Below are 23,366 nucleotides of genomic sequence, written 5' to 3'. Positions count from 1 at the left end.
AGCTATGGCATTAGTAAAAATATATTCAGGAAGTGAGATAGAGGCAACACCAATAAAACTGACTCTTGAGGAAGCCGGTATAAACCCTGTTGTTAAAGACAATATACAGTCGGCTACTGTAGCTGGATTTGGCTCTTTTGGTCAGGCTATGGAGCTTTATGTTGAAGAACATGAAGTGGAGGTTGCAGCAAAAATAGTAGCAGGTTTTAATAAATAATATTCTGTTATAATGAATCCCATATTAGAGTCTGAAAGATTGCTGTTTCGTGAGCTTTTGCCGTCAGATGCAGAGGCGATGTTTGAAATGGATTCTGATCCTGAAGTGCATTTGTATTTGGGTAATAATCCGGTAAAAAGTATTGATGAGGTTAGTGATGTTATTGAAAATATTCAGTGGCAGTATGAAACTTTCGGGCTTGCCCGTATGGCAGTTATCCTTAAAGAAACCAATGAATTTATAGGATGGGCGGGATTAAAAAGGGAGCGTAATTTAAAAGAACGCGGGATATTTTATGATTTGGGTTACCGCTTTTTAAAAAGGCATTGGGGTAAAGGCTATGCTACAGAGTCGGCAAAAGCTTTTGTGGATTATGGATTTACAGTTCTTAATCTGGAGAAGATAAATGCCTATGCCGATGCTGCTAATGTTGCCTCCTGTAAAGCCCTTGAAAAAGCAGGCCTAAAAAATATGGAAAGCTTTGAACTTGACGGAGTGGAGGAGATTTGGTATGAAATCCTAAATCCAAATATTTATGCTGAAAAGTCTTAAACTGATAATGATTGCATTAATTTCTTTTTTTACTGTAATTTATCTGCTGATAGTGACGCTGTTGTATTTTAATCAGGAGAAGCTTATATTTCCTGCAACCAAATTGTCTAAGCAGTATGAATTTAATTACAGTAACACTTTTGAGGAATTGTATATTCCGGTAGAAGAGGATGTAAAACTTAACGGACTCCTGTTTAAGGCTGAAAATTCTAAAGGACTTATTTTTTACCTTCATGGTAATGGCGGCTGCCTTGATACCTGGGGCGATATTGCTGCCACGTATACCGATTTGGGTTATGACATCTTTATTCTCGATTACAGAGGATATGGAAAAAGCGGCGGGAATATAGAAAGTGAAAATCAGTTTTTTGAAGATGTAAAAAAGTCGTATGCCGAACTGCTTAAAAGATATACAGAGGAGAATGTTATTATAATGGGATACAGTATAGGTACAGGATCGGCAGCTATGTTGTCATCGCTTAACAATCCTAAATTGCTAATCCTAAAAGCGCCTTATTACAATTTAAGTAATGTAATAGACGGAAGGGTGCCGTTTATGCCCGAGTTTTTAAGAAAGTATAAATTTGAAACCCATAAGTTTCTGGAAAACGTAAACTGTCCGGTTTATGTATTTCACGGTACAAAAGACAAGATTATACCTTATTCTAATTCAGAAAAGCTTAAAGAGGAGTTTCCTGATAAAATACAACTTACCACCCTAAAAGGTACAGATCACCTTATAAACGGAAATATAAAAGCTTACAGGGAGAAACTGGCAGAAATATTGGATTAGTTTTTTGCCTTGTGGTGCTTTTTCTTCTCGAACAGATAGCCTATAACAAGGCCTATAACTATCCAAAAAGGAATGCCTAAAAGTATTTTATGATAAGAGAGCCTTTCGCCATCAATTAAGGGGAAAATAATCATGGCTATAATGTAAAGCACTCCTCCCCATACGAGTCCGGATCTTAACCATTTTTTCATGACTTCTTTTTTTGCAGGTCGTTTTTCTTTAAGAAAGATACGATTATTCCTGCTATTGTCCAAAGGACCAGGTTGAAAAGAATGGTTTGTAAGTCTGTTTTATTATTTGATACTCCTATAGCAGGAGCAATAAAAGTTTGCAGTATAAAAAGTATTGATGCCCATATAAGAGCAAATTTTATATGCGGTTTCATTTATTTATCAATCTGTTTTGTAGGCTCCTTTTTTCTCGAAAAATAACCAAATAGTAACCCGAATACTATCCATAACGGAAACATGAAAAGACATTTATTAATGTCTATTTTTTCACCATCCCATAATGGGAAACCTATGTTCATTACAAAGAACATGAATATTCCCCAGCCGATTCCAAATTTTACCCAGCTTTTCATGATTTATTGGTTTGGAGTTTTAGTGTTTTCTTTTTTAAGGGAATACTTTACCACAAAAAAGCTGGCAGCTATCCATATTGGTATGCCTATAATAACTCTGGTTAATAAAGGTACCTCATCGTTTATGCCAAAAACAGGAAAAAGAAAAGTGGATATGCAGAACATCAGGACAAAAAATATGAGCCCCGATTTAAATTTTTTACTCATTGTTAATTGTATTTGTGGTACTGGCCAAATATATATAAACTTCTTAATCTAAACAAAACGTGTGTTGATTGTGTAATTGCCTAATTATCCTATCTTTGCGGCTTCAAAAAAATACCTCTATGATAACTGTAGATGCACTTTCGGTACAATTTGGTGGTACCACATTATTCAGCGATGTTTCTTTTTCTATAAATGAGACAGATAAGATAGCCCTTATGGGTAAAAACGGAGCAGGAAAATCGACATTGCTAAAAATAATAGCAGGAGTTAACAAGCCTTCAACGGGAGCTATATCGGCACCTAAAGGTACTGTTATTGCTTATCTTCCACAGCATTTGCTAACCGAAGATAATGCTACGGTATTTGAGGAAACATCAAAAGCATTCTCGGGTATTTTTAAAATGAAGGGAGAAATTGATGCCTTAAACGAAGAGCTTACCGTACGTACCGATTATGAATCGGAAGAGTATTATAAGATTATCGAGAGGGTATCTGAACTTAGCGAGAAATTCTATTCTATAGAAGAGATAAACTATGAGGCAGAAGTAGAGAAGGTACTTATTGGTATGGGCTTTGAGCGCGCCGATTTTACAAGACCTACATCAGAGTTTAGTGGTGGATGGAGAATGCGTATAGAGCTTGCTAAAATATTGCTTCAAAAGCCGGATCTTATCCTTCTGGATGAGCCTACCAACCACATGGATATTGAGAGTATACAGTGGCTGGAGGATTTCCTTTTAAACAGTGCTAAGGCTGTTATTGTAATATCGCACGACAGGGCATTTGTAGACAATATTACAAATCGTACCATAGAAGTTACTATGGGTAGGATATATGACTATAAAGCAAAATATTCTCACTATCTTGAATTACGTAAAGACCGCCGTGCACAACAGCAAAAAGCGTATGACGAGCAGCAGAAGATGATCGCTGAAAATATGGAGTTTATTGAGCGTTTTAAAGGGACGTACTCTAAAACGCTACAAGTACAGTCGCGTGTAAAAATGCTTGAAAAACTGGAGATTGTTGAGGTTGATGAGGTAGATACTTCGGCACTTCGATTAAAGTTTCCTCCGTCGCCACGTTCAGGGCAGTATCCTGTTGTGGTAAACGAGCTTTCTAAAGCTTACGGCGACCATGTGGTGTTTAAGGATGCTTCTATGGTTATAGAGCGTGGACAGAAGCTTGCCTTTGTGGGTAAAAATGGTGAAGGTAAGTCTACCATGATTAAAGCTATTATGGGAGAACTGGAGTATGAAGGAGGCAGCCTGGAAATAGGACATAATGTACAGATAGGTTATTTTGCACAAAACCAGGCATCGCTACTGGATGAGAACCTTACTGTTTTTGAAACGATAGATCGTATTGCAGAAGGTGATATCCGTACACAGATAAAAAACCTTTTAGGTGCGTTTATGTTTAGTGGGGATGATACTACTAAAAAAGTAAAAGTATTATCAGGTGGGGAAAAGACCCGTTTAGCAATGATTAAGTTATTGCTTGAACCTGTTAACGTACTTATTCTGGATGAGCCTACCAATCACCTTGATATGAGAACCAAGGATATCATTAAAGATGCCCTTAAGGCTTTTGACGGTACATTGATATTGGTATCTCACGACAGGGATTTCCTAGACGGACTGGTAACCAAGGTATTTGAATTTGGTAACAAACGTGTTAAAGAACATTTTGAAGATATTAAAGGTTTCCTTGAACTTAAAAAGATGGAAAACCTGAGAGAAATAGAAAAGTAAACTATGGTTAAAAAATTCAGTACTGTAATATTATTGTTTTTAGGGGTTGTTGTTTTTGCCCAAAATCAGCAAAAGCTACTTTTGAAAAAAGAGCTGCAAACTACTCCCGCAAAAATATCTTATAAAGACAGTATTGAAGTTTACAGTATAACTTATGCCAGTGACAGCTTAAAAGTTAACGGATATCTTGTGCAGCCTAAAACCCAGGGACCACACCCGGTTATTATATTTAACAGAGGAGGTAACAGGGATTTTGGAGAATTGATCCTGCCTTATGCATATCGCTTTTTAGGCCCGCTGGCAAAAGAAGGTTATGTGGTAATAGCCAGCCAGTATCGTGGTAACGGTGGCAGCGAAGGGACTGAAGAATTTGGCGGCAGTGATGTTGATGATGTGGTTAACTTAATTGATGTACTTGCTGAAATTAAAGAGTCAGATACAACGCGTATAGGTATGTATGGCTGGAGTAGGGGCGGAATGATGACTTTAAGGGCACTAACGGAGACCAATAAGATAAAGGCGGCTGTTGTGGGCGGAGCACTTTCTGATATGAGAGCCGGACTTGAAAGGCCTGAAATGGAAAAGGTGTACAGCGAACTTATTCCCAATTATGCAAATAATAAAGAAGCTGAACTTACAAAAAGATCGGCTATTGAATGGGTAGAAAAATTGCCAATAAATGTTCCATTATTGATGCTACACGGTAATGCCGACTGGCGGGTGAAATGTGAGCAGAGCCTGAAACTGGCTATTGAATTTGAAAAATACAGAATACCCTACAGGCTTGTGGTTTTTGAAGGGAGTGATCATGGTATCAACGAAAACAAAAATGAAGTAAATAAAATGGTGCTAAACTGGTTTGACCGTTTTCTTAAAAATAACGAACCATTACCGGATATGAAGTATCACGGAAGATAAACCAAAAAGGCAGGATTTAATCCTGCCTTTTGTTTTTATTGTACCATATCTACAAGTCTTATAAACTCTGCCTTATATCCGTCAGGGTCCGGTTTTGAACCTTCTTTGGCAAGCTTAATAATGTCTTTAGAAGCCTTGTTAGGTATAAGTTTGGAATCCCTTAGCTTTAACCCGAACCATGCAACTGCGGCGGCAAATTTAAAGTCGCCCGATGCCTGTTCCAGGCTTACTGCTTTGTTTGGTATTACCTGTACAGTTTCTTTACTCTTATCGCCATCAGGCTTTTTGTGCCTGAATTTAATGGTTGCCAGCTCATCGCTATATTTATTCTTAGAAGCCGTTGGCTGACTGTATTTCAAATCAGGTGCAGGATTGTAGTAGTCACTTTGTACACCTGTTGGTATTATTTCATACAATGCTGTAACGGTATGTCCGCTGCCAAGCTCCCCTGCATCTATGGCATCGTTAGCAAAATCCTCATCCCTTAGTTTGCGGTTTTCATAACCTATAAGTCGGTATGACTGCACATGTTTAGGGTTAAACTCGATTTGTATTTTAACGTCTTTTGCAATGGCATACATAGAGCCTTTAAACTCTTTCTGTAAAAAGCGGTCGGCTTCCTGCATGTTGTCAATGTAGGCGTAGTTACCGTTGCCTTTGTCGGCAAGCGTTTCCATTTTAGAATCTTTGTAATTACCCATCCCATAGCCCAGACAGGTAAGGAACACTCCGCTTTTGCGCTTTTCTTCAATAAGTGTCTGCATATCCCTGTTTGATGATGCTCCAACATTAAAATCACCATCGGTAGCTAGTATTACTCTGTTATTACCTCCTTTAATAAAGTTTTCCTGGGCTGTTTTGTAGGCCAGTTCAATACCTTCACCGCCGGCAGTACTGCCACCCGCACTTAGTTCATCTAAAGCCTTTACTATTTTAGTTTTTTCGCTTCCGCTGGTTGATGGGAGTACTAGTCCTGCAGCGCCCGCATATACCACTATGGCTATCCTGTCTTTTGGTCGCATTTGGTTAACCAGTAACTTCATGGACTGTTTTAGTAACGGTAATTTATTGTCGCTGTCCATAGATCCGCTTACATCGATAAGGAACACAAAGTTAGATGCCGGTAAATCCTCGGTAGGTATTTCAAGACCCTTTAGTCCTATTTTCAATAGTTTGTGTTTAGGGTTCCATGGCGCGTCGCTGTATTCAGTATTTATAGAGAAAGGCACGTCTCCTTTAGGCTGCGGATAACTGTACTTAAAGAAGTTTATCATTTCCTCTACACGTACTGCGTCTTTAGGTACGGTTTGCCCGTTGTTTAAAAAGCGGCGAACGTTTGTATAGGATGCATTATCCACATCAATGGAGAAAGTGGAAAGCGGTGTTACAGCCGGATTTTCAAATTTATTTTCTTCAAACATTTCATACTCTTCCTCATCTACATGTATCTTAAACGGATCTGGCTGTTCGTTATCCAGTTCATCAGAAATCTCAATATCTGAAGTTCCGGTTTTGGTAGTTAGTATAACAACACCGTTAGCACCACGCGCACCATATAAAGAGGTAGCCGAGGCATTTTTAAGTATGGTAACCGAAGCAATGTCGTTAGCGTTGATGGTCTTTGCTGTTTCCTCATCTACAGGCATACCGTCTATTACATATAGCGGAGGGTTATATCCTCTAAACGTTGTAAGGCTTGTAATGTCTATAGATTTGTCGGCATCTTCCTGTACACCCAGTATTTGTCCAGGCAGGTTACGGTAGGTTGTGTCGCTGCCATCGCTTATGTCATAAGTACCATTGCTAACATTAGGTGTTAATACCCCCGGATTGATAGTGGAGATAACCACCACACCGTTAGCGCCCCTGTTACCATATATGGAAGTTGCTGCAGCATCTTTATAAACCGCGATAGAGGTAATATCGTTTTGATTTAGGTTCCTGAATGTTTTTTCGTCTACAGGAAGGCCGTCTACTACATATAGAGGTGCTGTGTTGGTTATACTTCCTACACCTCTAAGTACTATTGTTTTATCTGCTCTTGGTTGTTCAGTCAGATATCCTATAGAGTTCTCTATTTTTACTCCGGCAACTTTTCCTTGTAAACTTTGGATAGGTACAGTGTTAGCTCTGTCCTCTAGAGATTCTGCCTGTATGGTTGCTACTGCCATTGCAGATTTATGACTTGTTACAGATCTATAGCTGGTAACTACCACTTCATCAAGTTGAGTACTTTCTACAACCGCTTCTTTTTTCCTAACTTCAAGATGTTTAAATTTTACTTCCTCTATTACGTTTACCCCATCTTCTGTAGTGTAAGATTTACCGTTTTGATATTCCGTCTTTTTACTTAGAATAGGCTGCGTTTTTTGTTCAATAGGAGCATTTACCACGACGCTTTCCTCAGTCTGGCTGTCCTTAGCGGTTGGGCTAAACGTTTCTTCTATTTTATCATGGTCTATAGTGGTAACCTGTGTTTCTGGGTTTTGTTCCGGTAACTCCGGCGATGTATGGTTGTTAAAAAACCTTCCGCCTAATGCTAATAATATTAGCAAAGCAGCAGCTACACCACCATACCTCCAGTAAATGGCGCCCCTTCGTTTCTTTTTCCTGTCGAGCTTATCTTCAACACGGTTCCATACCGCTTCCATTCGGTCAAAGCCTTTTTCCTCGGCTTTTCCGGCTGCATCTTTAAATTGTTCGTATAATTTATTTTGATTTTCCATAGCTGTTTTCATTTAGATAATAAACATTGTTTACTAAATCCTTTAGTTTACTGCGGGAGACATTTAATTGTGATTTTGAAGTCCCTTCTGTAATATTAAGCATTGCAGCTATTTCTTTGTGTGAGTAACCTTCTATGGCAAAAAGGTTAAAAACGGTCCTGCATCCTTCGGGCAGGTAATCGAGCAGTTTTAGCAGGTCTTCTTCCTCAAGCCCGGCCGATTGGGCTTGTGCAGGCTCTGCCGAAGCGTTCATGTCTTCAATATAAATATTAAAGTTCACCTTTCTTTTAAGAGTAAGCAGGCATTGGTTTATGGCTATACGCCTTGCCCAGGCTTCAAAAGCCTTAGTTTCCTTTAATTGGTCAAGCTTGGTAAAAATGGTATAGAAGGCATCGGCTATTGCCTCTTCAATTTCCACTTCGCTCTTTAAGTACCTTTTGCAGGTGTGGTATAGCTTAGGTGCCATATATTCATATACCCTGCGCTGAGCGTCTCGGTGCATTTTCCTGCATGCTGTTATTAGTTTTTCTTCTATCACAATTTGTCTCTTTGTTTATATAGAGCAGAAAAAACAGTAAAAGGTTGGGAGGGGGATTAAAAAAGTTTACAGTGTTCAGTATTCAGTTTTCAGTTTTCAATAGTACTGTATAGTGAACACTGATGACTAAAATAACTATTTATCAATAGTAAGCCTGTATATGTCCGATTCGGTAGCATCACTGTCGGTGTCCTCACATAAAAGGAATTCCAGAGAGTTTCCGTTATCCTTATATAGGGTAATGCCTTCAAACTTATTCCTGTCGGATATGGTTTGGGTAAACTCAACTGTCATGGTTTCTATATCCATCCTGCCTACAAGAGATCCTGCCACCTCACCGTCAAGATAAGTAGAGTTAGAACTCTCGGCAGCGGCAATAAAGTAAAGTTTATCTCCTACTTTAACCGCATCGGTAAAGCTCGACTGAGATCCGTTTATTTTAGGCAGTTCTATAGGGTTGTATATAATCTGTACAGAAAACTCATTAATATCGCCTTCCAGTGTAAAAACTCCGTTTTGCTGAGCCGGGCCGTTACCTCTTTGGAAAAGATACCATATGTCGCCATCATTAACCGCAGCTTCTATGTTAAAATCCTCAGGGCTTATTTCGCTAAATCCCTGCATTGCCAGATACAGATAAATGGCATCAACGGGGCCTTCTGTAGTTTTGGTCTGCATGTTGTATCGTGTAAGGATGCTCCTGTTTTCTTTGGAGCCCGACCCAAAAATATAGAGTTCATTATTAAAAGCCGCTATAGCCTCATAATCGGGTTTGTCTTTTTTAGGTATGTTTTCAAGCGGGCCTGCGTAGTCTTTGGCTGCCAGGGAAATCTTATCGGTTTTGTTTTCCGCTATGTTATATTCATACAGCATGCTGCTGTTGTCTGATATAAGGAAAACCGAACCACCATTAAAAAAAAGCCCCGATGCAGAGCCTATTCCCATAATGTGAAACAGCAGTTCCAGCTTAAACTTTTGCATAAACTTATGTTTTTGGTGTAAACGTGTTATTGTTTAAATTCTTACATTTATATAAAGATATAACATTTCTGCGCCATGAGTATTACTACAGATGACTTTAAAATTACCGGTACTTTTTCTATAGAAAATACCCCTACAAATATAGAGCTTGAACTTACAGCTAAAAAGAAAGTAAAGAAAATAGAAAAAACGAGTGTTAAGCTGGGTAAGCTTCAGGATAAGATGTATGCTAACAACAGGTATGGTGTACTTATCTGTATACAGGGTATGGATACTTCGGGTAAGGACAGCCTTATAAGGGAAGTGTTTAAAAACTTTAATGCCAGGGGAGTAGTGGTGCACAGCTTTAAGACACCTACACCTCTTGAACTGGATCATGATTATTTATGGCGTCATTATATTGCTTTGCCGGAGAGAGGTAAGTTTTCGGTGTTTAATCGTTCTCATTACGAAAATGTGCTTGTAACGCGTGTGCATCCGGAATATCTCTTAAACGAGAACCTTCCGGGTATAGAAAAGGTTAAGGATATTACCGAGGGTTTTTGGGAAGAAAGATTTAAGCAGATAAACAGTTTTGAAAAACATATTGCCCAAAACGGAACTATAGTTTTGAAATTCTTCCTTCATTTAAGTAAAGAGGAGCAGAGGCAAAGACTGCTTAGGCGTCTTGAAAAGGAAGAGCGTTACTGGAAATTTTCGGCTGGCGACCTTGATGAAAGGGATTTGTGGGGTAAATACCAAAAGTATTATGAGGAAGCCATAAACAAAACTTCTACCAATCATGCCCCTTGGTATGCGATTCCGGCAGACGATAAAGAAACAGCCCGCCTGCTTGTAGCAAAAGCAATATTAAACGAACTTAAAAAGTATGATTTTCAGGAGCCTGAAGTTAATGAGGATGTGCTTGATAATATCGCTTTATACAGAGTAAAACTACTTAATGAAAAGCCTGGAAATAAATAAAGCCTGTAACATCTCTGCTACAGGCTTTTAGGTTAGTTTACTTAGGTTATTGTATTAATTGTTTTGGTGTTTACAATTTAAAGCCATAGGCCAGTCTTAATGCTATAATTCCTGAGTCGTAATAGGAGTCTACATCTTCATATCGTACACTAAGGTCAATAAAGTCGTTGGCATATCCTACTCCCGGCGACCAGATAAAGGTTGTTTCGTCATAACCGTTTGTAACTGCAAAACCGGCACCGGTTTCGCCCATTACATAAAAAGGGCTACTGTTAATAAAGGCCTTAAAACCTGCCTTTACCGGAATGAAACCTAAATCCTTAAATTCATTTTCCTTTGCAAAAAGATTAGTGAATCCAGTTGTAAGGGTTAGGGAGGTGTCCTGAGAAAGGTCGTATTGTAATCTTACGTCACCACCAAATGCAAAATTAAAAGCATCGTTGGTAACTCCTCCTGCATTAATACCAAATCCTAAACGGAATCCCTGGTCATAGTTATTATCAGTTATTGTTTCCTGTGCATTTGCGCCCCCTGCAACTAACAGTACGGCAGCAATTAAAAATCGTTTCATCAACTTCATATATTCAAGTATTATGATTATGAAGTAAAATTACTGCGGTAAATCTAATAATATTTTTAAGATAAAGTTAAAAATAGTTATACTTTTTAATATTTTAACTTTTATGGTTTTAATAAACTGATTTTGAGGTCGTTCGTGTTTATAGCCAAGCTTCTTCTTAATTTTGCAGAAAAATTACAAAGTGAACTTAGCTCAATACACAAAAGAATTCTCCTACAATATTAGACTGGCTTATCCTGTAATACTGGGTATGCTTGGTCATACCATTACAGGTATTATAGATAATATTATGGTGGGTAAGCTGGGAGCTGCCGAACTGGCTGCGGCTTCACTGGGGAACAGTATGGTGTTTGTGGCTATGTCGGTAGGTATTGGTTTTTCTACAGCTATTACGCCTATTATAGCAGAGGGTGATGCAGAAAAGGATACGGCTAAGGTAAGAACGGTTTTTCATCATGGCCTGTTCTTGTGTACATTGTTAGGGATAATGCTGTTTGCAGTAGTATGGTTTGCAAAGCCGTTAATGCATCTTATGGGACAACCCGATGAGGTGGTAAACCTTGCGGCACCTTATGTGGACTGGGTAGCTTTCTCGCTATTACCTATGGTAATATTCCAGGGGTACAAGCAGTTTGCCGACGGGCTTTCGCTTACCAAATATGCTATGTATGCGGTAATAGTGTCTAATATCATTAATATAGTTGTAAACTACCTTCTTATATACGGTGTATGGATATTCCCTAAAATGGGTATTGTTGGTGCGGCATTAGGAACTGTGGTATCCAGGATTTTCATGCTGGTATATATGCACTACAGTTTGTATCTAAACAGTAAGCTTAAAACTTATTTCACCGGATTTACCTTTGGTGAAATCAAGAAATCCATCCTTAAAAAGATTACCTCTATAGGTGTGCCTTCTTCTATGCAGATGCTGTTTGAGGTTGCTTTATTTACAGGGGCTGTATGGCTTTCGGGATCAATAGGTGCTAATAGCCAGGCAGCAAACCAAATTGCACTTAGCCTTGCTTCCATGACCTTTATGTTTGCTATGGGTTTAAGTGTAGCTTCTATGATTAGGGTAGGAAACCAGAGGGGATTACAGGATTATAAAAAACTTCAGCTAGTGGCACGTTCCATATTTTTGCTGGCAATTATCCTTGAAATAATCTTTGCCTTATTTTTTGTGTTATTTCACGATTACCTGCCTTTGTACTTTCTTAATATGAAGAATCCTGAACTGGCACTGGAAAACTCAGAGGTTATAAGTATAGCGTCTCAGTTATTATTGGTTGCTGCCGTTTTCCAGATTACCGATGGTATACAGGTAGTGGTGCTTGGAGCATTACGCGGATTACAGGATGTAAAAATACCAACCTATATAACCTTTATTGCGTACTGGGTTATAGGGTTTCCAATATCTTATTACTTGGGGCTGCACACAGAACTTAAGGCTGCCGGTATATGGATAGGGCTTTTGGCAGGATTAACAGCTGCCGCAATATTTTTGTATATTCGCTTTCATATTCTTACCAAGAGGCTAATTGCTAATTCTGTTAGCAAAGCCGCGTAAGCTTTTTTAAGACATACTTTTATAAACAGATACTATGGAATTACCTAAATTTTTATTGGGAGACAATACAGATCATCCGGAAGATATATACATTATACATCTTGATTACCCGCGTTTTATCATTAATCTTAAAGATGATGAGGTGGAGTTTCTTGAAGAACCCGAAGATCTTGATGAGAATGAACTAAACAGCGAGATGGAGGGTCTTATCGAGCAGGCTAACAATTTTTACGACAGGGAAATGGAACGTTATGAAAAGGAATAAAGTTTAGACTTATTATTTATTAAAATACTTTTCTAACAATATATGAGCGGCTACAAACGGTGAAATTTCATTGTTTTGTACCGCTTTTTTGTTTTCTGTAAGCAGTTGCGCAATATCAGGCCTGTTATAAAAACGGTTTTTTAGCTGTTCGTTTATGGTTTCGGTAAGCCAGTGGCTGTTTTGCTCACTTCTTCGGCTATCAAAGTAATGGTTTTCTTTGGTAAGGGTAAAGTAGTCGTTCATTATATTCCATACATCGTCAATACCATCTTTAGTAACAGCACTGCATGTGGTAACCTTAGGTTGCCACCCCGATGTTTTTGCAGGGAAAAGATGAAGCGCCCTGTTAAATTCGGTTTTGGCAAGTCTTGCTTTTTTGATATTGTCGCCGTCCGCTTTGTTGATTACTATAAGGTCGGCCATTTCCATAATACCGCGCTTAATGCCCTGAAGCTCGTCTCCGGCACCGGCTATTTTTAGTAATAGGAAAAAGTCTACCATACTATGTACGGCGGTTTCACTTTGCCCTACACCTACAGTCTCTATAATTATGGTATCAAACCCGCATGCTTCACATAAAATAATAGCTTCACGGGTTTTACGTGCCACACCTCCTAAAGTATCTCCGGAGGCCGAAGGGCGTATGTATGCATTCTCGTCCTTAACCAGTTCCTCCATGCGGGGTTTTATCTCCCAGTATGCTGCCATGGGATAAGGAACTGCTTGGGTCTACGGCCAGTACGGCAACCTTTCTAGCTGCTGTGGTAAGGTGTTTGCCAAAAGCCTCAATAAAAGTACTCTTTCCTACACCTGGTACCCCCGTTATTCCTATACGAACAGATTTATTGGCATGAGGCAGACACCCTGCAATAACCTCATTTGCCTTTTCAAGGTGGGAGGGGTTTGTGCTTTCTATTAAAGTAATGGCACGGCTAAGCGCAGTCTTATCGCTTTTAAGAATACCTTCAATCAGCTCTACAGCGGAAGGTTGCTTTTTTCTTAGCTTGGTAATGTTTTCAATAGAAGCCTTGCTGATACTCTCAGGCTGGTTAATACCTTCTTTTTCGTATAGGGCAGTTTTATGGGCTTTAGGATTGTTCACTTTCTTTTTCTTATACCGTAAAATTAAGCTTTTTTAGCTAATTTTTCCGACAGGGCTCAAGATAGCTTAAGGTAATCAGATTGTACTATTCTCAATCAAAAAATGTTTGTATTTAAAAATTAGGTAAAAAAGAATTAAAGTATATATTTGTCTTTAACATATAACTACAAAACTACCACAGAAATTAAATGATTGTGACACAAAACAATACTTTTGGTTTTGTGACTAATAAGTTGTTTTACTTATTAGCGATTGTTTTATTATTCACGATGATCTTTTATCTTAATATAAGTTTACCGACGAATATTCAGGTTTTACATTTTTTTCATCTCTTAAGTTTTAGTTTTTCAGCATTTGTAGTTATATTGCTTTTTAGTAAGAAATTTACTCTTATTTTAAGTAACCCCCTAACTGCCCCTGTTGATAATGGATAATGTTATTTTAATCTTTATTTGTCTTATACTGGGAGTTTTGCTTCAAAAGCTGCGTGTATTCCCTGTTAATGGTCATGCAACATTAAATCAGTATGTAATTTATATATCCTTACCGGCTTTAAGTTTATATTTCATACCTAAAATAGTACTTTCGGGAGCTTTGTTCTTTCCGTTATTTACGTCGTGGATAGGCTTTGCCTTTGCTTATGTGTTCTTTACCGCTTTAGGTAAATGGCTGGGCTGGTCTAAAAAGCTAACCGGTTGCCTCATTTTAACGGGGGGATTGGGTAATACGGCCTTTATAGGTTTTCCTGTAGTGGAAGCCCTTTTTGGTAAACCGGGGTTACAAACAGCAATTGTTTTAGATCAGGCGGGTACTTTTGTGGTTATGGCTACCTTAGGGATTGTAATAGCGGCAACACACTCGCTTAAGATGAAAGCTGCAGGGTCGGGGGCAGGTGACATCCTGAAGAAAGTATTTTCATTTCCGCCTTTTATTGCTTTTTTAATTAGTGCCTGCATGAATTTATCAGGGTTTGATTTTACGGATGATATACAGTCAGTACTAATGAGTATTTGCCGCACAACGGCACCGTTAGCACTTGTAGCTGTTGGTATGCAGCTTAAGATCGACAGAAAAAGCAAATACTGGAACTCACTTTATATAGGGCTCTTCTTTAAACTTATCCTTATGCCTGCTATTATTTTTACCATTTATAAAGTCTTTTTGGGAGGTAAAGGATTGGCGGCAGATGTATCGGTAATAGAATCGGCAATGGGGCCAATGGTAACCGCTGCTGTACTAGCGTCAGCTTACGGATTAAAACCAAAACTTGCCGGTATGATGGTGGGGGTAGGTATACCGCTATCCTTTATAACTATGGATTTTTGGTATTGGTTACTTCTTAATTATTAATAGTGCTTAGTTATATTTCTAACAATCCATATTAATATTGTTTTTATTAATCTATTTTGATTTTTTTTGTAGCATTTTCCTTAAGTTTATATATCCATCTAAACTCGGTTAAAATGTATAGAATTAAGCAATTAGCTGGTTCGGTTTTAGTGAAATTACTAAGATCAGCCAGGCTTGTAGTTTTTGATACTACCAGTGCCCAACTCCCCACAAAATTAAAGCCGGTACCTATTCCGGTAAAAAATAACAAATTCCCCCACAGATGTAACAGCAATTTCCCCGCTTAACATAAAATAAGGAATTTAATTATGTGGATTTTTGAAACAACAAGAGAAAAGAAGTTATACAATTTTGTTATTTTTTTAGTTAGAATTACGATAGCCTGTTTTATGCTTACGCATGGGCTAAAAAAAATAGACCTTTTATTATCAGATGATCCTGTACAGTTTGCAGATCCTTTTAATTTTGGTCCTGTTGTTACACTAACAATGGTAATTTTTGCAGAGGTAGTATGCTCTGCCTTGCTTATTATAGGCCTTGCAACCCGATTGGTTGTTATTCCTTTAATTGTTACCATGGTGGTTGCAGTATTTATGATACATGGCTCTGATGGTTTTGAGCGTCAGGAGTTGGGAGGTATTTATCTTATGGTGTATGTAATGTTATTGGTTACAGGCAGCGGTAAATACTCTTTGGATCATGTTATATGCAGGAAGAACAGAAAGATGTTTTATTAGTACTTGTATATTTTTTTAAGGCTTGTTTTTATAGTATTTTTGATGTGTAATACATACATGAAAAACTATGAATACTGAGTCGTTATCAAATGAAATGATTGTCGGACTTGAAAATATAGTCGGGCGGTCATTTCTTTTTTTAGATACAGATACAAGAAACCATTACGGGCATGACGAGACCGAAGATTATGTTTTCCCTCCTTCGGTTGTGGTTAAGCCGGGAAATACTGATGAGGTTGCTGCTATAATGAAGTTTGCTAACCAATATGGTATTCCTGTTGTCCCTATTGGCGGACGTACAGGGCTTAGTGGTGGTGCACTTAGTATTCATGGTGGTATTGGGCTTTCTATGGAGCGCTTTGCCAATATAGATATTGATGAAAAAAACCTTCAGGCTGTTGTTGAGCCTGCTGTTATAACTCAGGTATTTAGGGAAGCGGTTAAGGAAAAAGGATTGTTTTACCCACCCGATCCAAGTAGTCAGGGGAGTTGTACCATAGGAGGTAATGTAGCTGAGAACGCAGGCGGAGCGAGAGCTGTAAAATATGGTGTAACCAAAGATTATGTGCTTAATCTGGAAGTGGTTTTGCCTACCGGAGAAGTTATATGGACAGGAGCCAACACCCTTAAGAACTCAACAGGATATAATCTTACCCAGTTAATGGTGGGTAGCGAAGGTACACTTGGTGTTATTACCAAAATAGTGATGAAGCTATTGCCTGATAATTCCCATAATATATTGATGTTGGTGCCTTTCTTTAAGGCAGGGCAGGCCTGTGAAGCGGTCGCAAAGATTTTTAGGGCGGGTATAGTGCCAAGTGCCCTTGAATTTATGGAGCGTGATGCCATAGACTGGACACTTAGATATGTTGACGGTGTTAGCCTGGATATTAAAGATGAGGTAGAGGCGCATCTGCTTATAGAGGTAGATGGTAATTATCCTGACGTACTTTTTGCCGATGCAGAAAAAATTACCGGAGTACTCGAGCAGTTTGAAATAGATGAGATTCTGTTTGCCGATACCGAAGACCAGAAGAATGCACTTTGGAAAATGAGAAGGGCAGTAGGTGAGGCTGTAAAATCTAACTCGATATATAAGGAAGAGGACACAGTAGTGCCCAGGTATGAACTGCCAACACTTTTGGCCGGAATAAAATCCATAGGTAAGAAATATGGATTTCATTCGGTTTGTTACGGGCATGCCGGTGATGGTAATCTGCATGTAAACATCATTAAAGGTGACATGACTGATGAAAACTGGAAAACTGAAGTACCTAAAGGAATACGTGAAATATTTGAACTGACCGTTTCTTTAAAAGGAACACTATCGGGAGAACATGGTATAGGCTATGTGCAAAAAAACTATATGGATATAGCTTTTAATGACACTCAGCTTCAATTAATGAAAAGCATCAAGAAGATATTCGATCCTAATAATGTGCTTAATCCGGGTAAGGTATTACCTGATAATATGGCGTAGTTATTTCTTGCCAAGTAGCTTTCCTGCTATCTTGGCAATAGATAATCCCTGTACCAGTATAGAGAACACCACAACAAAATAGGTAATGGCTATAATGTCATTTTTGTAAGGAACATCATCTATAGACAGTGCTAAGGCAATAGATACACCGCCTCTGAGTCCGCCCCAAACAAGAATTTTTATGGTGTTGCTGTTAAATTTCTTTTTAAATGGTATTATTAATGTAGGCAGCCATATTGAAACATAACGCGCCAGCAGTACCACAATTACACAGGCAAGGCCCGGTAACCAGTAATTGTTTATATCGGTTACCATTAAAAGATTAAAACCTATAAAAAGGAATAAAACGGCATTGAGTATTTCATCGTTTAATTCCCAAAACTTGTCAAGGTAATCTTTAGTTGTTGGCGACATTACGGATGTCTTTTTAAAGTTACCGATAATCAATCCGGCAAAAACCATGGTAAGCGGCCCTGATATGTGCAGGGCAGAAGCTATAAGGTAACCTCCCATGACAACAGACAGTGTAATAAGTACCGATACCTTGTAATCGTCTATTTTTCGCATGGCTTTAGCGGCTCCTATACCCAATAGGACTCCGAGTAAGAACCCTCCGCCAGCTTCCCTTAAAAATAGCCATAGCACATTAAATACAGTAGGAGTGTACTCATTATCCTGAGCAATATTTAGTATTACGGCAAATGCTACGATAGCCATACCGTCGTTAAATAACGATTCTCCTGCAATTTTGGTTTCAAGTGATTTACGCACCTTAACTTCCTTTAGTATACTCAATACCGCAACAGGATCAGTTGGGGATATTAATGCCCCAAACAGCAGGCAATAGGAGTAAGGTATACTTAAGTGTAAAAAAGGCGTGAGGTAATATAAAAACGTACCTACCACAAAGGTTGATATTACAACACTTACGGTTGAGAATACCATAATGGGTAACCTTTGTTCCCTAAGGTCTTTGAGGTTGATGTGAATGGCCCCTGCAAAAAGCATGAAGTTAAGCATGGCTCCCATAAGGAGTTCGGTAAAATCGAACTTTGATATAAGTGAAGAGATATGGTTAAGCGTGTTAGGGAATACATTACCAAAAACTACCAGAAATATGGATACCGCCATAGCAATTACCATGATACCGATTGTTGAGGGTAGCTTTAAGAACCGTACATTAAAATAGGCAAAAAAAGATGCTAATACTATCAGTACTGAGAGAGAATAGTATAATTCCATAGGCTTGTATAGATGCTAAAAGTGGGGTGAAATCAGATTTTCTCAAAAATAAGGAAAAGTAAAGGATTACCTACTGTGAAAAATGCAAAAAGCCCTTAAAAAAGGGCTTTTGTGATATACTGTTACGATTTTATAGGTTTAATTCTTTTCGTACTTCTTTACTAAAAAGTTTTTCCATTAAAGGACTTTTAGATTTATTTATAAAAGACCATTGTTTGTTAGTATAGCTATCGAAAATAGCAATCATTGTAGATTTTTTTGTAATCGTCATAGTGTTGGTTTCATCATTAAAGCTAACGCTTTCAGTTTCCATGGTTTCCTTAAAAATATCTATCATTAGTTCTTTCTCGTCGCTTTCTATTTTCTCTGTAAATATCATCTCCATTTTTAAGTCATGTTTGATAAGGCTGTACCAGCCATCATCAATTTTTTTAATTTCACCGAAAGTAAAGTTAGGAGGTATGTTTATTATTTTTATTTTGAACTCTTCATTTCCTTCAAGCATTTGTTTAAAGCTTTTGAGTATGATATCTCTTGGAGCTATTTCAAAAAGCTTTGAATAGGTGTAATCCATTAGCTGATCAAAATTACCGTCTGCAATGCTGTTATACATTTCGCCGGCTCTCTTTTCCATGGATTCTCTATCCTGTGAAAATACTGAAAAAGCGACTAATAGTAAGATAAGTGTGATAAGGTGTTTTTTCATTAAAGATAAATTATGTTAGTTTATTATTGTGTTTTTATTTGCGCCCTAAGAGCAGGGTCAATGTCTGAAATATTACAGAAAGTCCATTTGAAGTTTGATTTTTTATTGCAGATGGCAATATTGTATATAGTTGACTTTGTAACTATGGCATTGGCTTCTACGTCAAAATAAGCTTCATCGGCCCTGCTTAGTCTTTTATGTCCTTCAACTAATTCTGCACGTTCGTCTTGATTTATCTTATCTTTATATACAAATTTTGATGATCCGTTATATTTCACATAGCAGTAATAACCATCATCAATTTTTGTAAATATACTGAATTCAAAATTTGGTTTAATATCTACAGGAACAACTTTGTAGTCTCTGTAACCGAATTCTTCTGCTTCTTCATTATTAAATTCTTTAGTGTTTTCTAAAAAGGCAATTACATCTTCTTTGTCAACAGATTCATAAACACCGGGATAAATATATTCTTCAATAACAATTCTGTTATTTCCCTGTATGGAGTAATTATGCATTTCATTAGCTCGCGACACTAATTTTTTTTCGTCCTGACTGTAAAAATTAGTTACCGATAAAATAAGAAATGTAAATAAGAAAATTTTTTTCATGGTTAAAGTATCTTGTTATTTGGTTAGGCAAAAATAATAATAAAAAGTCCCGCTATATAGCAGGACTTTTTAATCTATAGAATGAAAATCTGATTAGTCGTTAACCACAACCCATTCACCGGTTGCAATAAGGCTTTCTGCCTTTTTGTATTTCATGGTTTCAGTTTTACCGCTCATAACGTGTTTAATGGTCACGTTGTCGTTACGGTTAATTTTTGGAGCATCCCTAACGATGGTTTCAGTAACCTGAGGGCGGCTTTGGCTCTGTTGAGATACCTGGCGTGCCTGTGAAGCCATTTCATCTGTATTTAGAACGTCTTCCTTACTTTCGGTGTACTGTTCTTTTTGCTGAACCTGTTGTCTTGCGTCCTGTATTTGCTGAGCATTTTGAGATGGTAAGTCACCTTTAAAAAGGAATGATATTACATCTTTATTGATACTGTCAAGCGTTTTCTTGAACAGTTCAAATGCCTCAAACTTATAGATAAGAAGCGGGTCTTTCTGTTCGTGAACCGCAAGCTGTACCGATTGCTTAAGCTCGTCCATTTTGCGAAGGTGTTTTTTCCATGCTTCGTCAACAATAGCAAGAGTAATGTTTTTCTCGAAATCGTTGATTAGCGTTTTACCTTCAGACTGGTAAGCTTTTTCAAGGTTAGTAACCACGTTAAGCGATTTAACACCATCTGTAAACGGAACTACGATACGCTCATACTGGCCTTCGTTGTTCTCATATACGTTTTTAATAACTATAAAAGCTTCTGCAGCGTTACGCTCGTTTTTATCATGGTAAGCCTGGCTAGCCGCTTTATATACTTTTCCTGTAATATCTCTTGCGCTTAGTTTAGCAAATTCAGATTCGCTAACCGGAGAACTTATAGAGAAGTTACGGATTAATTCAAATTCAAAGTTTTTAAAGTCGTTAGACAGTTTGTTGTTTTCAGAGATAACTTCGGCAACATCATACATCATGTTTGCGATATCCACTTTAAGTCTTTCTCCAAACAATGCGTGTCTTCTGCGTTTGTAAACCACTTCACGTTGTGCGTTCATAACGTCGTCATACTCAAGAAGCCGTTTACGTACACCAAAGTTGTTTTCTTCCACTTTTTTCTGTGCACGCTCAATAGACTTGGTCATCATTGAGTGCTGAATAACCTCACCCTCTTTAAGTCCCATTCTGTCCATGATCTTAGCAACCCTTTCAGAACCGAATAAACGCATCAGGTTATCTTCAAGAGATACATAGAACTGTGAGCTTCCAGGGTCTCCCTGACGTCCTGCACGACCGCGAAGCTGTCTGTCAACACGTCTTGAATCGTGACGCTCTGTACCTATAATTGCTAAACCACCAGCAGCTTTTACTTCCGGAGTAAGCTTAATATCGGTACCACGACCTGCCATGTTAGTAGCAATGGTCACTACGCCCGGTTTACCTGCTTCGGCAACAATTTCTGCCTCTTTTTTATGAAGTTTCGCGTTCAGTACATTGTGAGGTACATTTCTCATCTTAAGCATACGGCTTAATAACTCAGAGATCTCTACCGATGTAGTACCGATAAGTACAGGCCTTCCTGCATTAGAAAGTTGCGTTACATCTTCAATAACGGCATTAAACTTCTCACGCATTGTACGGTAAATAAGGTCATGCTGGTCTTTACGTGCAATTGGCCTGTTTGTTGGAATTTCAACAACGTCCAATTTGTATATTTCCCAAAACTCGCCTGCTTCGGTAACGGCAGTACCCGTCATACCTCCAAGCTTGTTGTACATCCTGAAGTAGTTTTGAAGCGTAATGGTAGCAAATGTTTGCGTAGCTGCTTCAATCTTAACGTTCTCTTTAGCCTCAATAGCCTGGTGTAAACCGTCAGAATAACGTCTTCCATCCATAATACGGCCTGTCTGCTCGTCTACAATCATGATCTTGTTGTCCATGATTACATACTCAACATCTTTTTCAAACAGGGTATAAGCTTTTAATAGCTGAGTTAGCGTATGAATACGCTCACTCTTAATAGTAAAGTCTTTGAAAAGCTCTTCTTTAGCTTCCGCTTCATCGTCTTTAGAAAGCTTTTGTTTTTCTATGTTGGCAATCGCAGTACCAATATCCGGAAGGATAAAGAAATCCTTGTCAGTATCCTGAGAAAGGAACTGAATACCGTTATCGGTAAGCTCTACCTGATTGTTTTTCTCTTCAATTACAAAGTAAAGTGCCTCATCAATTTTATGCATTTCACGGTTGTTGTCCTGCATGTAATGATTTTCAGTTTTTTGAAGCAGCTGTTTTACACCTTCCTCACTTAAAAACTTAATAAGGGCCTTGTTTTTAGGTAAACCACGGTGCGCTCTTAATAAAAGGAAACCACCTTCTTTAGTGTTACCTTCTTTAATAAGTTTTTTAGCCTCAGCTAAAACACCGTTTATTAAAGTACGCTGTAAGTTATAAAGATTATCTACTTTAGGTTTAAGCTCATTAAACTCGTGACGGTCTCCCTGAGGAACCGGACCAGAGATAATAAGCGGCGTACGTGCGTCATCCACTAATACCGAGTCGACCTCATCGACAATGGCAAAGTTGTGTTTTCTTTGTACAAGATCGTTTGGCGAGTGTGCCATGTTGTCCCTTAGGTAGTCAAAACCAAATTCGTTGTTTGTACCATAAGTAATATCGGCAGCATAAGCTTTTCTTCTTCCTTCAGAGTTGGGCTGGTGGTTGTCTATACAGTCAACTGTCATACCATGGAACTCAAATAAAGGCGCTTTCCAGGTACTATCCCTTCTTGCAAGGTAGTCGTTTACGGTTACAAGGTGAACACCGTTTCCTGTAAGTGCGTTAAGGTAAAGCGGAAGGGTAGCCACAAGGGTTTTACCTTCACCCGTTTGCATCTCTGCAATCTTACCCTGGTGCAGTACTATACCACCTATCAGCTGTACATCGTAGTGAATCATGTCCCAGGTAATTTCCTTACCTGCTGCATTCCATGTATTAGACCATAATGCGTTATCACCTTCTATAGTGATGTATGGTTTGGTAGCCGAGAACTCAATATCCTTAGGAGTAGCCTTAACCGTAATAGTACTGTTCTCTTTAAAGCGGCGAGCCGTTTCCTTAACTACTGCAAACGCTTCCGGCAGTATGTCCATTAATACTTTCTCACTAATATCGTATGCTTCTTTTTCAAGAGCATCTATAGATGCATAAATATCTTCTCTTGCATCAATGTCTTCTGTTTTCTCAACTTCCTGCTGATATGAAGCTATTTTAGCGTCTTTATCGGCACGGGCTTCGCGAATCATATCTTTAAAATAGATAGTCTTGGCTCTAAGCTCGTCGTTAGAAAGCTGCGACAAAGCCTGTTCGTAAGTCTTGCTCTTACTTATTAAAGGCTGGATAGCCTTTATGTCCTTTTGCGATTTATCACCTACAAAGGCTTTTAAAATGCTGTTTATTAAACTCATTATTATATAATTACTTTTTATTTGTCTATGCTTAG

23 protein-coding genes and 1 pseudogene are annotated in these 23,366 nt (G+C 38.3%); 11 read left to right on the top strand and 13 right to left on the bottom strand.

The window, feature by feature from the left end; genetic code table 11:
* Positions 1 to 4: 4 nt before the first annotated feature.
* The 3 genes from FUA48_RS18230 to FUA48_RS18220 are packed head-to-tail and all read left to right on the top strand — an operon-like array spanning position 5 to position 1,562.
* Positions 5 to 217, top strand: a complete 213-nt coding sequence (locus FUA48_RS18230) for a putative signal transducing protein (protein WP_147584918.1) — start codon at positions 5 to 7, stop codon at positions 215 to 217.
* Between the two features lie 12 nt (positions 218 to 229).
* Entirely contained in the window at positions 230 to 769 is a 540-nt protein-coding gene (locus FUA48_RS18225; RefSeq protein WP_147584917.1) for a GNAT family N-acetyltransferase, read from the top strand.
* Positions 753 to 1,562 carry an alpha/beta hydrolase gene (locus FUA48_RS18220; RefSeq protein WP_240732511.1) on the top strand — a complete coding sequence of 270 codons (810 nt, stop codon included), beginning with the start codon at positions 753 to 755 and terminating at the stop codon, positions 1,560 to 1,562. Before FUA48_RS18225 ends, FUA48_RS18220 begins: the two co-directional genes overlap by 17 nt.
* On the opposite strand, the gene FUA48_RS18215 is transcribed toward FUA48_RS18220, so the two are convergent.
* Genes FUA48_RS18215 through FUA48_RS18200 form a run of 4 tightly spaced genes read right to left on the bottom strand, consistent with a single transcriptional unit; the run spans position 1,559 to position 2,352 of the window.
* Positions 1,559 to 1,753 carry a hypothetical protein gene (locus FUA48_RS18215; protein ID WP_147584915.1) on the bottom strand — a complete coding sequence of 65 codons (195 nt, stop codon included), beginning with the start codon at positions 1,751 to 1,753 and terminating at the stop codon, positions 1,559 to 1,561. The genes FUA48_RS18220 and FUA48_RS18215 overlap by 4 nt on opposite strands.
* Positions 1,750 to 1,947, bottom strand: coding sequence for a hypothetical protein (locus tag FUA48_RS18210; RefSeq protein WP_147584914.1), 198 nt, complete (start codon positions 1,945 to 1,947; stop codon positions 1,750 to 1,752). The genes FUA48_RS18215 and FUA48_RS18210 overlap by 4 nt, the downstream gene beginning before the upstream one ends.
* A complete protein-coding gene (locus FUA48_RS18205) occupies positions 1,948 to 2,145 on the bottom strand; it encodes a hypothetical protein (RefSeq protein WP_147584913.1) in 198 nt (65 codons plus the stop codon). It lies immediately after the preceding gene.
* 3 nt (positions 2,146 to 2,148) lie between these two features.
* Positions 2,149 to 2,352 (bottom strand): hypothetical protein, encoded by a 204-nt coding sequence (locus FUA48_RS18200; RefSeq protein WP_147584912.1) that lies wholly within the window; start codon positions 2,350 to 2,352, stop codon positions 2,149 to 2,151.
* A gap of 119 nt (positions 2,353 to 2,471) precedes the next feature.
* Between FUA48_RS18200 and FUA48_RS18195 the strand changes: the two genes are divergently transcribed.
* Together FUA48_RS18195 and FUA48_RS18190 are read left to right on the top strand one after the other, a co-directional pair.
* Positions 2,472 to 4,106 carry an ABC-F family ATP-binding cassette domain-containing protein gene (locus FUA48_RS18195; RefSeq protein ID WP_147584911.1) on the top strand — a complete coding sequence of 545 codons (1,635 nt, stop codon included), beginning with the start codon at positions 2,472 to 2,474 and terminating at the stop codon, positions 4,104 to 4,106.
* A gap of 3 nt (positions 4,107 to 4,109) precedes the next feature.
* Positions 4,110 to 5,024: an alpha/beta hydrolase family protein gene (locus FUA48_RS18190; RefSeq protein ID WP_147584910.1), complete on the top strand. Its 915-nt coding sequence runs from the start codon at positions 4,110 to 4,112 to the stop codon at positions 5,022 to 5,024.
* A gap of 35 nt (positions 5,025 to 5,059) precedes the next feature.
* On the opposite strand, the gene FUA48_RS18185 is transcribed toward FUA48_RS18190, so the two are convergent.
* From FUA48_RS18185 to FUA48_RS18175, 3 genes are all read right to left on the bottom strand, one after another.
* Positions 5,060 to 7,750 carry a YfbK domain-containing protein gene (locus FUA48_RS18185; RefSeq protein WP_240732509.1) on the bottom strand — a complete coding sequence of 897 codons (2,691 nt, stop codon included), beginning with the start codon at positions 7,748 to 7,750 and terminating at the stop codon, positions 5,060 to 5,062.
* Entirely contained in the window at positions 7,734 to 8,252 is a 519-nt protein-coding gene (locus FUA48_RS18180; protein ID WP_147585035.1) for an RNA polymerase sigma factor, read from the bottom strand. The genes FUA48_RS18185 and FUA48_RS18180 overlap by 17 nt, the downstream gene beginning before the upstream one ends.
* A 171-nt stretch (positions 8,253 to 8,423) precedes the next feature.
* Positions 8,424 to 9,269: a DUF6929 family protein gene (locus FUA48_RS18175; protein WP_147584908.1), complete on the bottom strand. Its 846-nt coding sequence runs from the start codon at positions 9,267 to 9,269 to the stop codon at positions 8,424 to 8,426.
* 75 nt (positions 9,270 to 9,344) lie between these two features.
* Here FUA48_RS18175 and FUA48_RS18170 point away from each other — a divergent pair, with 75 nt between their 5' ends.
* Positions 9,345 to 10,232, top strand: coding sequence for a PPK2 family polyphosphate kinase (locus FUA48_RS18170; RefSeq protein ID WP_129751746.1), 888 nt, complete (start codon positions 9,345 to 9,347; stop codon positions 10,230 to 10,232).
* 70 nt (positions 10,233 to 10,302) lie between these two features.
* Here the strand turns inward: FUA48_RS18170 and FUA48_RS18165 are convergent, their stop codons facing one another.
* On the bottom strand, positions 10,303 to 10,803 hold the full coding sequence (locus tag FUA48_RS18165; protein ID WP_317130698.1) for a hypothetical protein: 501 nt from the start codon (positions 10,801 to 10,803) through the stop codon (positions 10,303 to 10,305).
* A 190-nt stretch (positions 10,804 to 10,993) separates the two neighbouring features.
* Here FUA48_RS18165 and FUA48_RS18160 point away from each other — a divergent pair, with 190 nt between their 5' ends.
* Both FUA48_RS18160 and FUA48_RS18155 read left to right on the top strand, forming a co-directional pair.
* Positions 10,994 to 12,382, top strand: a complete 1,389-nt coding sequence (locus FUA48_RS18160) for an MATE family efflux transporter (RefSeq protein WP_147584906.1) — start codon at positions 10,994 to 10,996, stop codon at positions 12,380 to 12,382.
* Between the two features lie 34 nt (positions 12,383 to 12,416).
* Positions 12,417 to 12,647: a hypothetical protein gene (locus FUA48_RS18155; protein WP_147584905.1), complete on the top strand. Its 231-nt coding sequence runs from the start codon at positions 12,417 to 12,419 to the stop codon at positions 12,645 to 12,647.
* A 12-nt stretch (positions 12,648 to 12,659) separates the two neighbouring features.
* Here the strand turns inward: FUA48_RS18155 and meaB are convergent.
* Positions 12,660 to 13,749, bottom strand: a pseudogene (gene meaB, locus FUA48_RS18150) (methylmalonyl Co-A mutase-associated GTPase MeaB).
* Between the two features lie 426 nt (positions 13,750 to 14,175).
* On the opposite strand from meaB, the gene FUA48_RS18145 reads away from it, so the two are divergent.
* From FUA48_RS18145 to FUA48_RS18135, 3 genes are all read left to right on the top strand, one after another.
* Positions 14,176 to 15,099, top strand: coding sequence for an AEC family transporter (locus FUA48_RS18145; protein ID WP_147584904.1), 924 nt, complete (start codon positions 14,176 to 14,178; stop codon positions 15,097 to 15,099).
* A gap of 308 nt (positions 15,100 to 15,407) precedes the next feature.
* Positions 15,408 to 15,836 carry a DoxX family protein gene (locus FUA48_RS18140; RefSeq protein ID WP_147584903.1) on the top strand — a complete coding sequence of 143 codons (429 nt, stop codon included), beginning with the start codon at positions 15,408 to 15,410 and terminating at the stop codon, positions 15,834 to 15,836.
* A 67-nt stretch (positions 15,837 to 15,903) separates the two neighbouring features.
* Positions 15,904 to 17,316 carry an FAD-binding oxidoreductase gene (locus FUA48_RS18135; RefSeq protein ID WP_147584902.1) on the top strand — a complete coding sequence of 471 codons (1,413 nt, stop codon included), beginning with the start codon at positions 15,904 to 15,906 and terminating at the stop codon, positions 17,314 to 17,316.
* Here FUA48_RS18135 and FUA48_RS18130 read toward each other — a convergent pair whose 3' ends face one another.
* The 4 genes from FUA48_RS18130 to secA form a co-directional block, all read right to left on the bottom strand.
* Complete coding sequence (locus FUA48_RS18130) at positions 17,317 to 18,558, bottom strand: cation:proton antiporter (protein ID WP_147584901.1); 1,242 nt, start codon at positions 18,556 to 18,558, stop codon at positions 17,317 to 17,319.
* Positions 18,559 to 18,688: 130 nt separating this feature from the next.
* Positions 18,689 to 19,264 carry a hypothetical protein gene (locus tag FUA48_RS18125; protein WP_147584900.1) on the bottom strand — a complete coding sequence of 192 codons (576 nt, stop codon included), beginning with the start codon at positions 19,262 to 19,264 and terminating at the stop codon, positions 18,689 to 18,691.
* Positions 19,265 to 19,287: 23 nt separating this feature from the next.
* Positions 19,288 to 19,875 carry a hypothetical protein gene (locus FUA48_RS18120; protein ID WP_147584899.1) on the bottom strand — a complete coding sequence of 196 codons (588 nt, stop codon included), beginning with the start codon at positions 19,873 to 19,875 and terminating at the stop codon, positions 19,288 to 19,290.
* Positions 19,876 to 19,968: 93 nt separating this feature from the next.
* Positions 19,969 to 23,331: a preprotein translocase subunit SecA gene (secA, locus tag FUA48_RS18115; protein WP_147584898.1), complete on the bottom strand. Its 3,363-nt coding sequence runs from the start codon at positions 23,329 to 23,331 to the stop codon at positions 19,969 to 19,971.
* Positions 23,332 to 23,366 lie beyond the last annotated feature (35 nt).

The organism is Flavobacterium alkalisoli (assembly GCF_008000935.1).
In the GTDB taxonomy this organism is placed as follows: Bacteria; Bacteroidota; Bacteroidia; order Flavobacteriales; family Flavobacteriaceae; genus Flavobacterium; species Flavobacterium alkalisoli.
Note: the sequence above shows the minus strand (reverse complement) of the source record. Positions and strands in the feature narration are given on the sequence as shown.

Excerpts from the sequence above, each read along its gene's own strand:
- FUA48_RS18120 (WP_147584899.1), bottom strand. The coding sequence starts at position 19,875 with ATGAAAAAAATTTTCTTATTTACATTTCTTATTTTATCGGTAACTAAT.
- FUA48_RS18140 (WP_147584903.1), top strand. The coding sequence starts at position 15,408 with ATGTGGATTTTTGAAACAACAAGAGAAAAGAAGTTATACAATTTTGTT.
- FUA48_RS18175 (WP_147584908.1), bottom strand. The coding sequence starts at position 9,269 with ATGCAAAAGTTTAAGCTGGAACTGCTGTTTCACATTATGGGAATAGGC.
- FUA48_RS18230 (WP_147584918.1), top strand. The coding sequence starts at position 5 with ATGGCATTAGTAAAAATATATTCAGGAAGTGAGATAGAGGCAACACCA.
- FUA48_RS18145 (WP_147584904.1), top strand. The coding sequence starts at position 14,176 with ATGGATAATGTTATTTTAATCTTTATTTGTCTTATACTGGGAGTTTTG.
- FUA48_RS18205 (WP_147584913.1), bottom strand. The coding sequence starts at position 2,145 with ATGAAAAGCTGGGTAAAATTTGGAATCGGCTGGGGAATATTCATGTTC.
- FUA48_RS18170 (WP_129751746.1), top strand. The coding sequence starts at position 9,345 with ATGAGTATTACTACAGATGACTTTAAAATTACCGGTACTTTTTCTATA.
- FUA48_RS18135 (WP_147584902.1), top strand. The coding sequence starts at position 15,904 with ATGAATACTGAGTCGTTATCAAATGAAATGATTGTCGGACTTGAAAAT.
- FUA48_RS18125 (WP_147584900.1), bottom strand. The coding sequence starts at position 19,264 with ATGAAAAAACACCTTATCACACTTATCTTACTATTAGTCGCTTTTTCA.
- FUA48_RS18215 (WP_147584915.1), bottom strand. The coding sequence starts at position 1,753 with ATGAAAAAATGGTTAAGATCCGGACTCGTATGGGGAGGAGTGCTTTAC.
- FUA48_RS18220 (WP_240732511.1), top strand. The coding sequence starts at position 753 with ATGCTGAAAAGTCTTAAACTGATAATGATTGCATTAATTTCTTTTTTT.
- FUA48_RS18165 (WP_317130698.1), bottom strand. The coding sequence starts at position 10,803 with ATGAAACGATTTTTAATTGCTGCCGTACTGTTAGTTGCAGGGGGCGCA.
- FUA48_RS18210 (WP_147584914.1), bottom strand. The coding sequence starts at position 1,947 with ATGAAACCGCATATAAAATTTGCTCTTATATGGGCATCAATACTTTTT.
- FUA48_RS18225 (WP_147584917.1), top strand. The coding sequence starts at position 230 with ATGAATCCCATATTAGAGTCTGAAAGATTGCTGTTTCGTGAGCTTTTG.
- FUA48_RS18185 (WP_240732509.1), bottom strand. The coding sequence starts at position 7,750 with ATGGAAAATCAAAATAAATTATACGAACAATTTAAAGATGCAGCCGGA.
- FUA48_RS18130 (WP_147584901.1), bottom strand. The coding sequence starts at position 18,558 with ATGGAATTATACTATTCTCTCTCAGTACTGATAGTATTAGCATCTTTT.
- FUA48_RS18195 (WP_147584911.1), top strand. The coding sequence starts at position 2,472 with ATGATAACTGTAGATGCACTTTCGGTACAATTTGGTGGTACCACATTA.
- FUA48_RS18155 (WP_147584905.1), top strand. The coding sequence starts at position 12,417 with ATGGAATTACCTAAATTTTTATTGGGAGACAATACAGATCATCCGGAA.
- secA (WP_147584898.1), bottom strand. The coding sequence starts at position 23,331 with ATGAGTTTAATAAACAGCATTTTAAAAGCCTTTGTAGGTGATAAATCG.
- FUA48_RS18180 (WP_147585035.1), bottom strand. The coding sequence starts at position 8,252 with ATGCACCGAGACGCTCAGCGCAGGGTATATGAATATATGGCACCTAAG.
- FUA48_RS18190 (WP_147584910.1), top strand. The coding sequence starts at position 4,110 with ATGGTTAAAAAATTCAGTACTGTAATATTATTGTTTTTAGGGGTTGTT.
- FUA48_RS18200 (WP_147584912.1), bottom strand. The coding sequence starts at position 2,352 with ATGAGTAAAAAATTTAAATCGGGGCTCATATTTTTTGTCCTGATGTTC.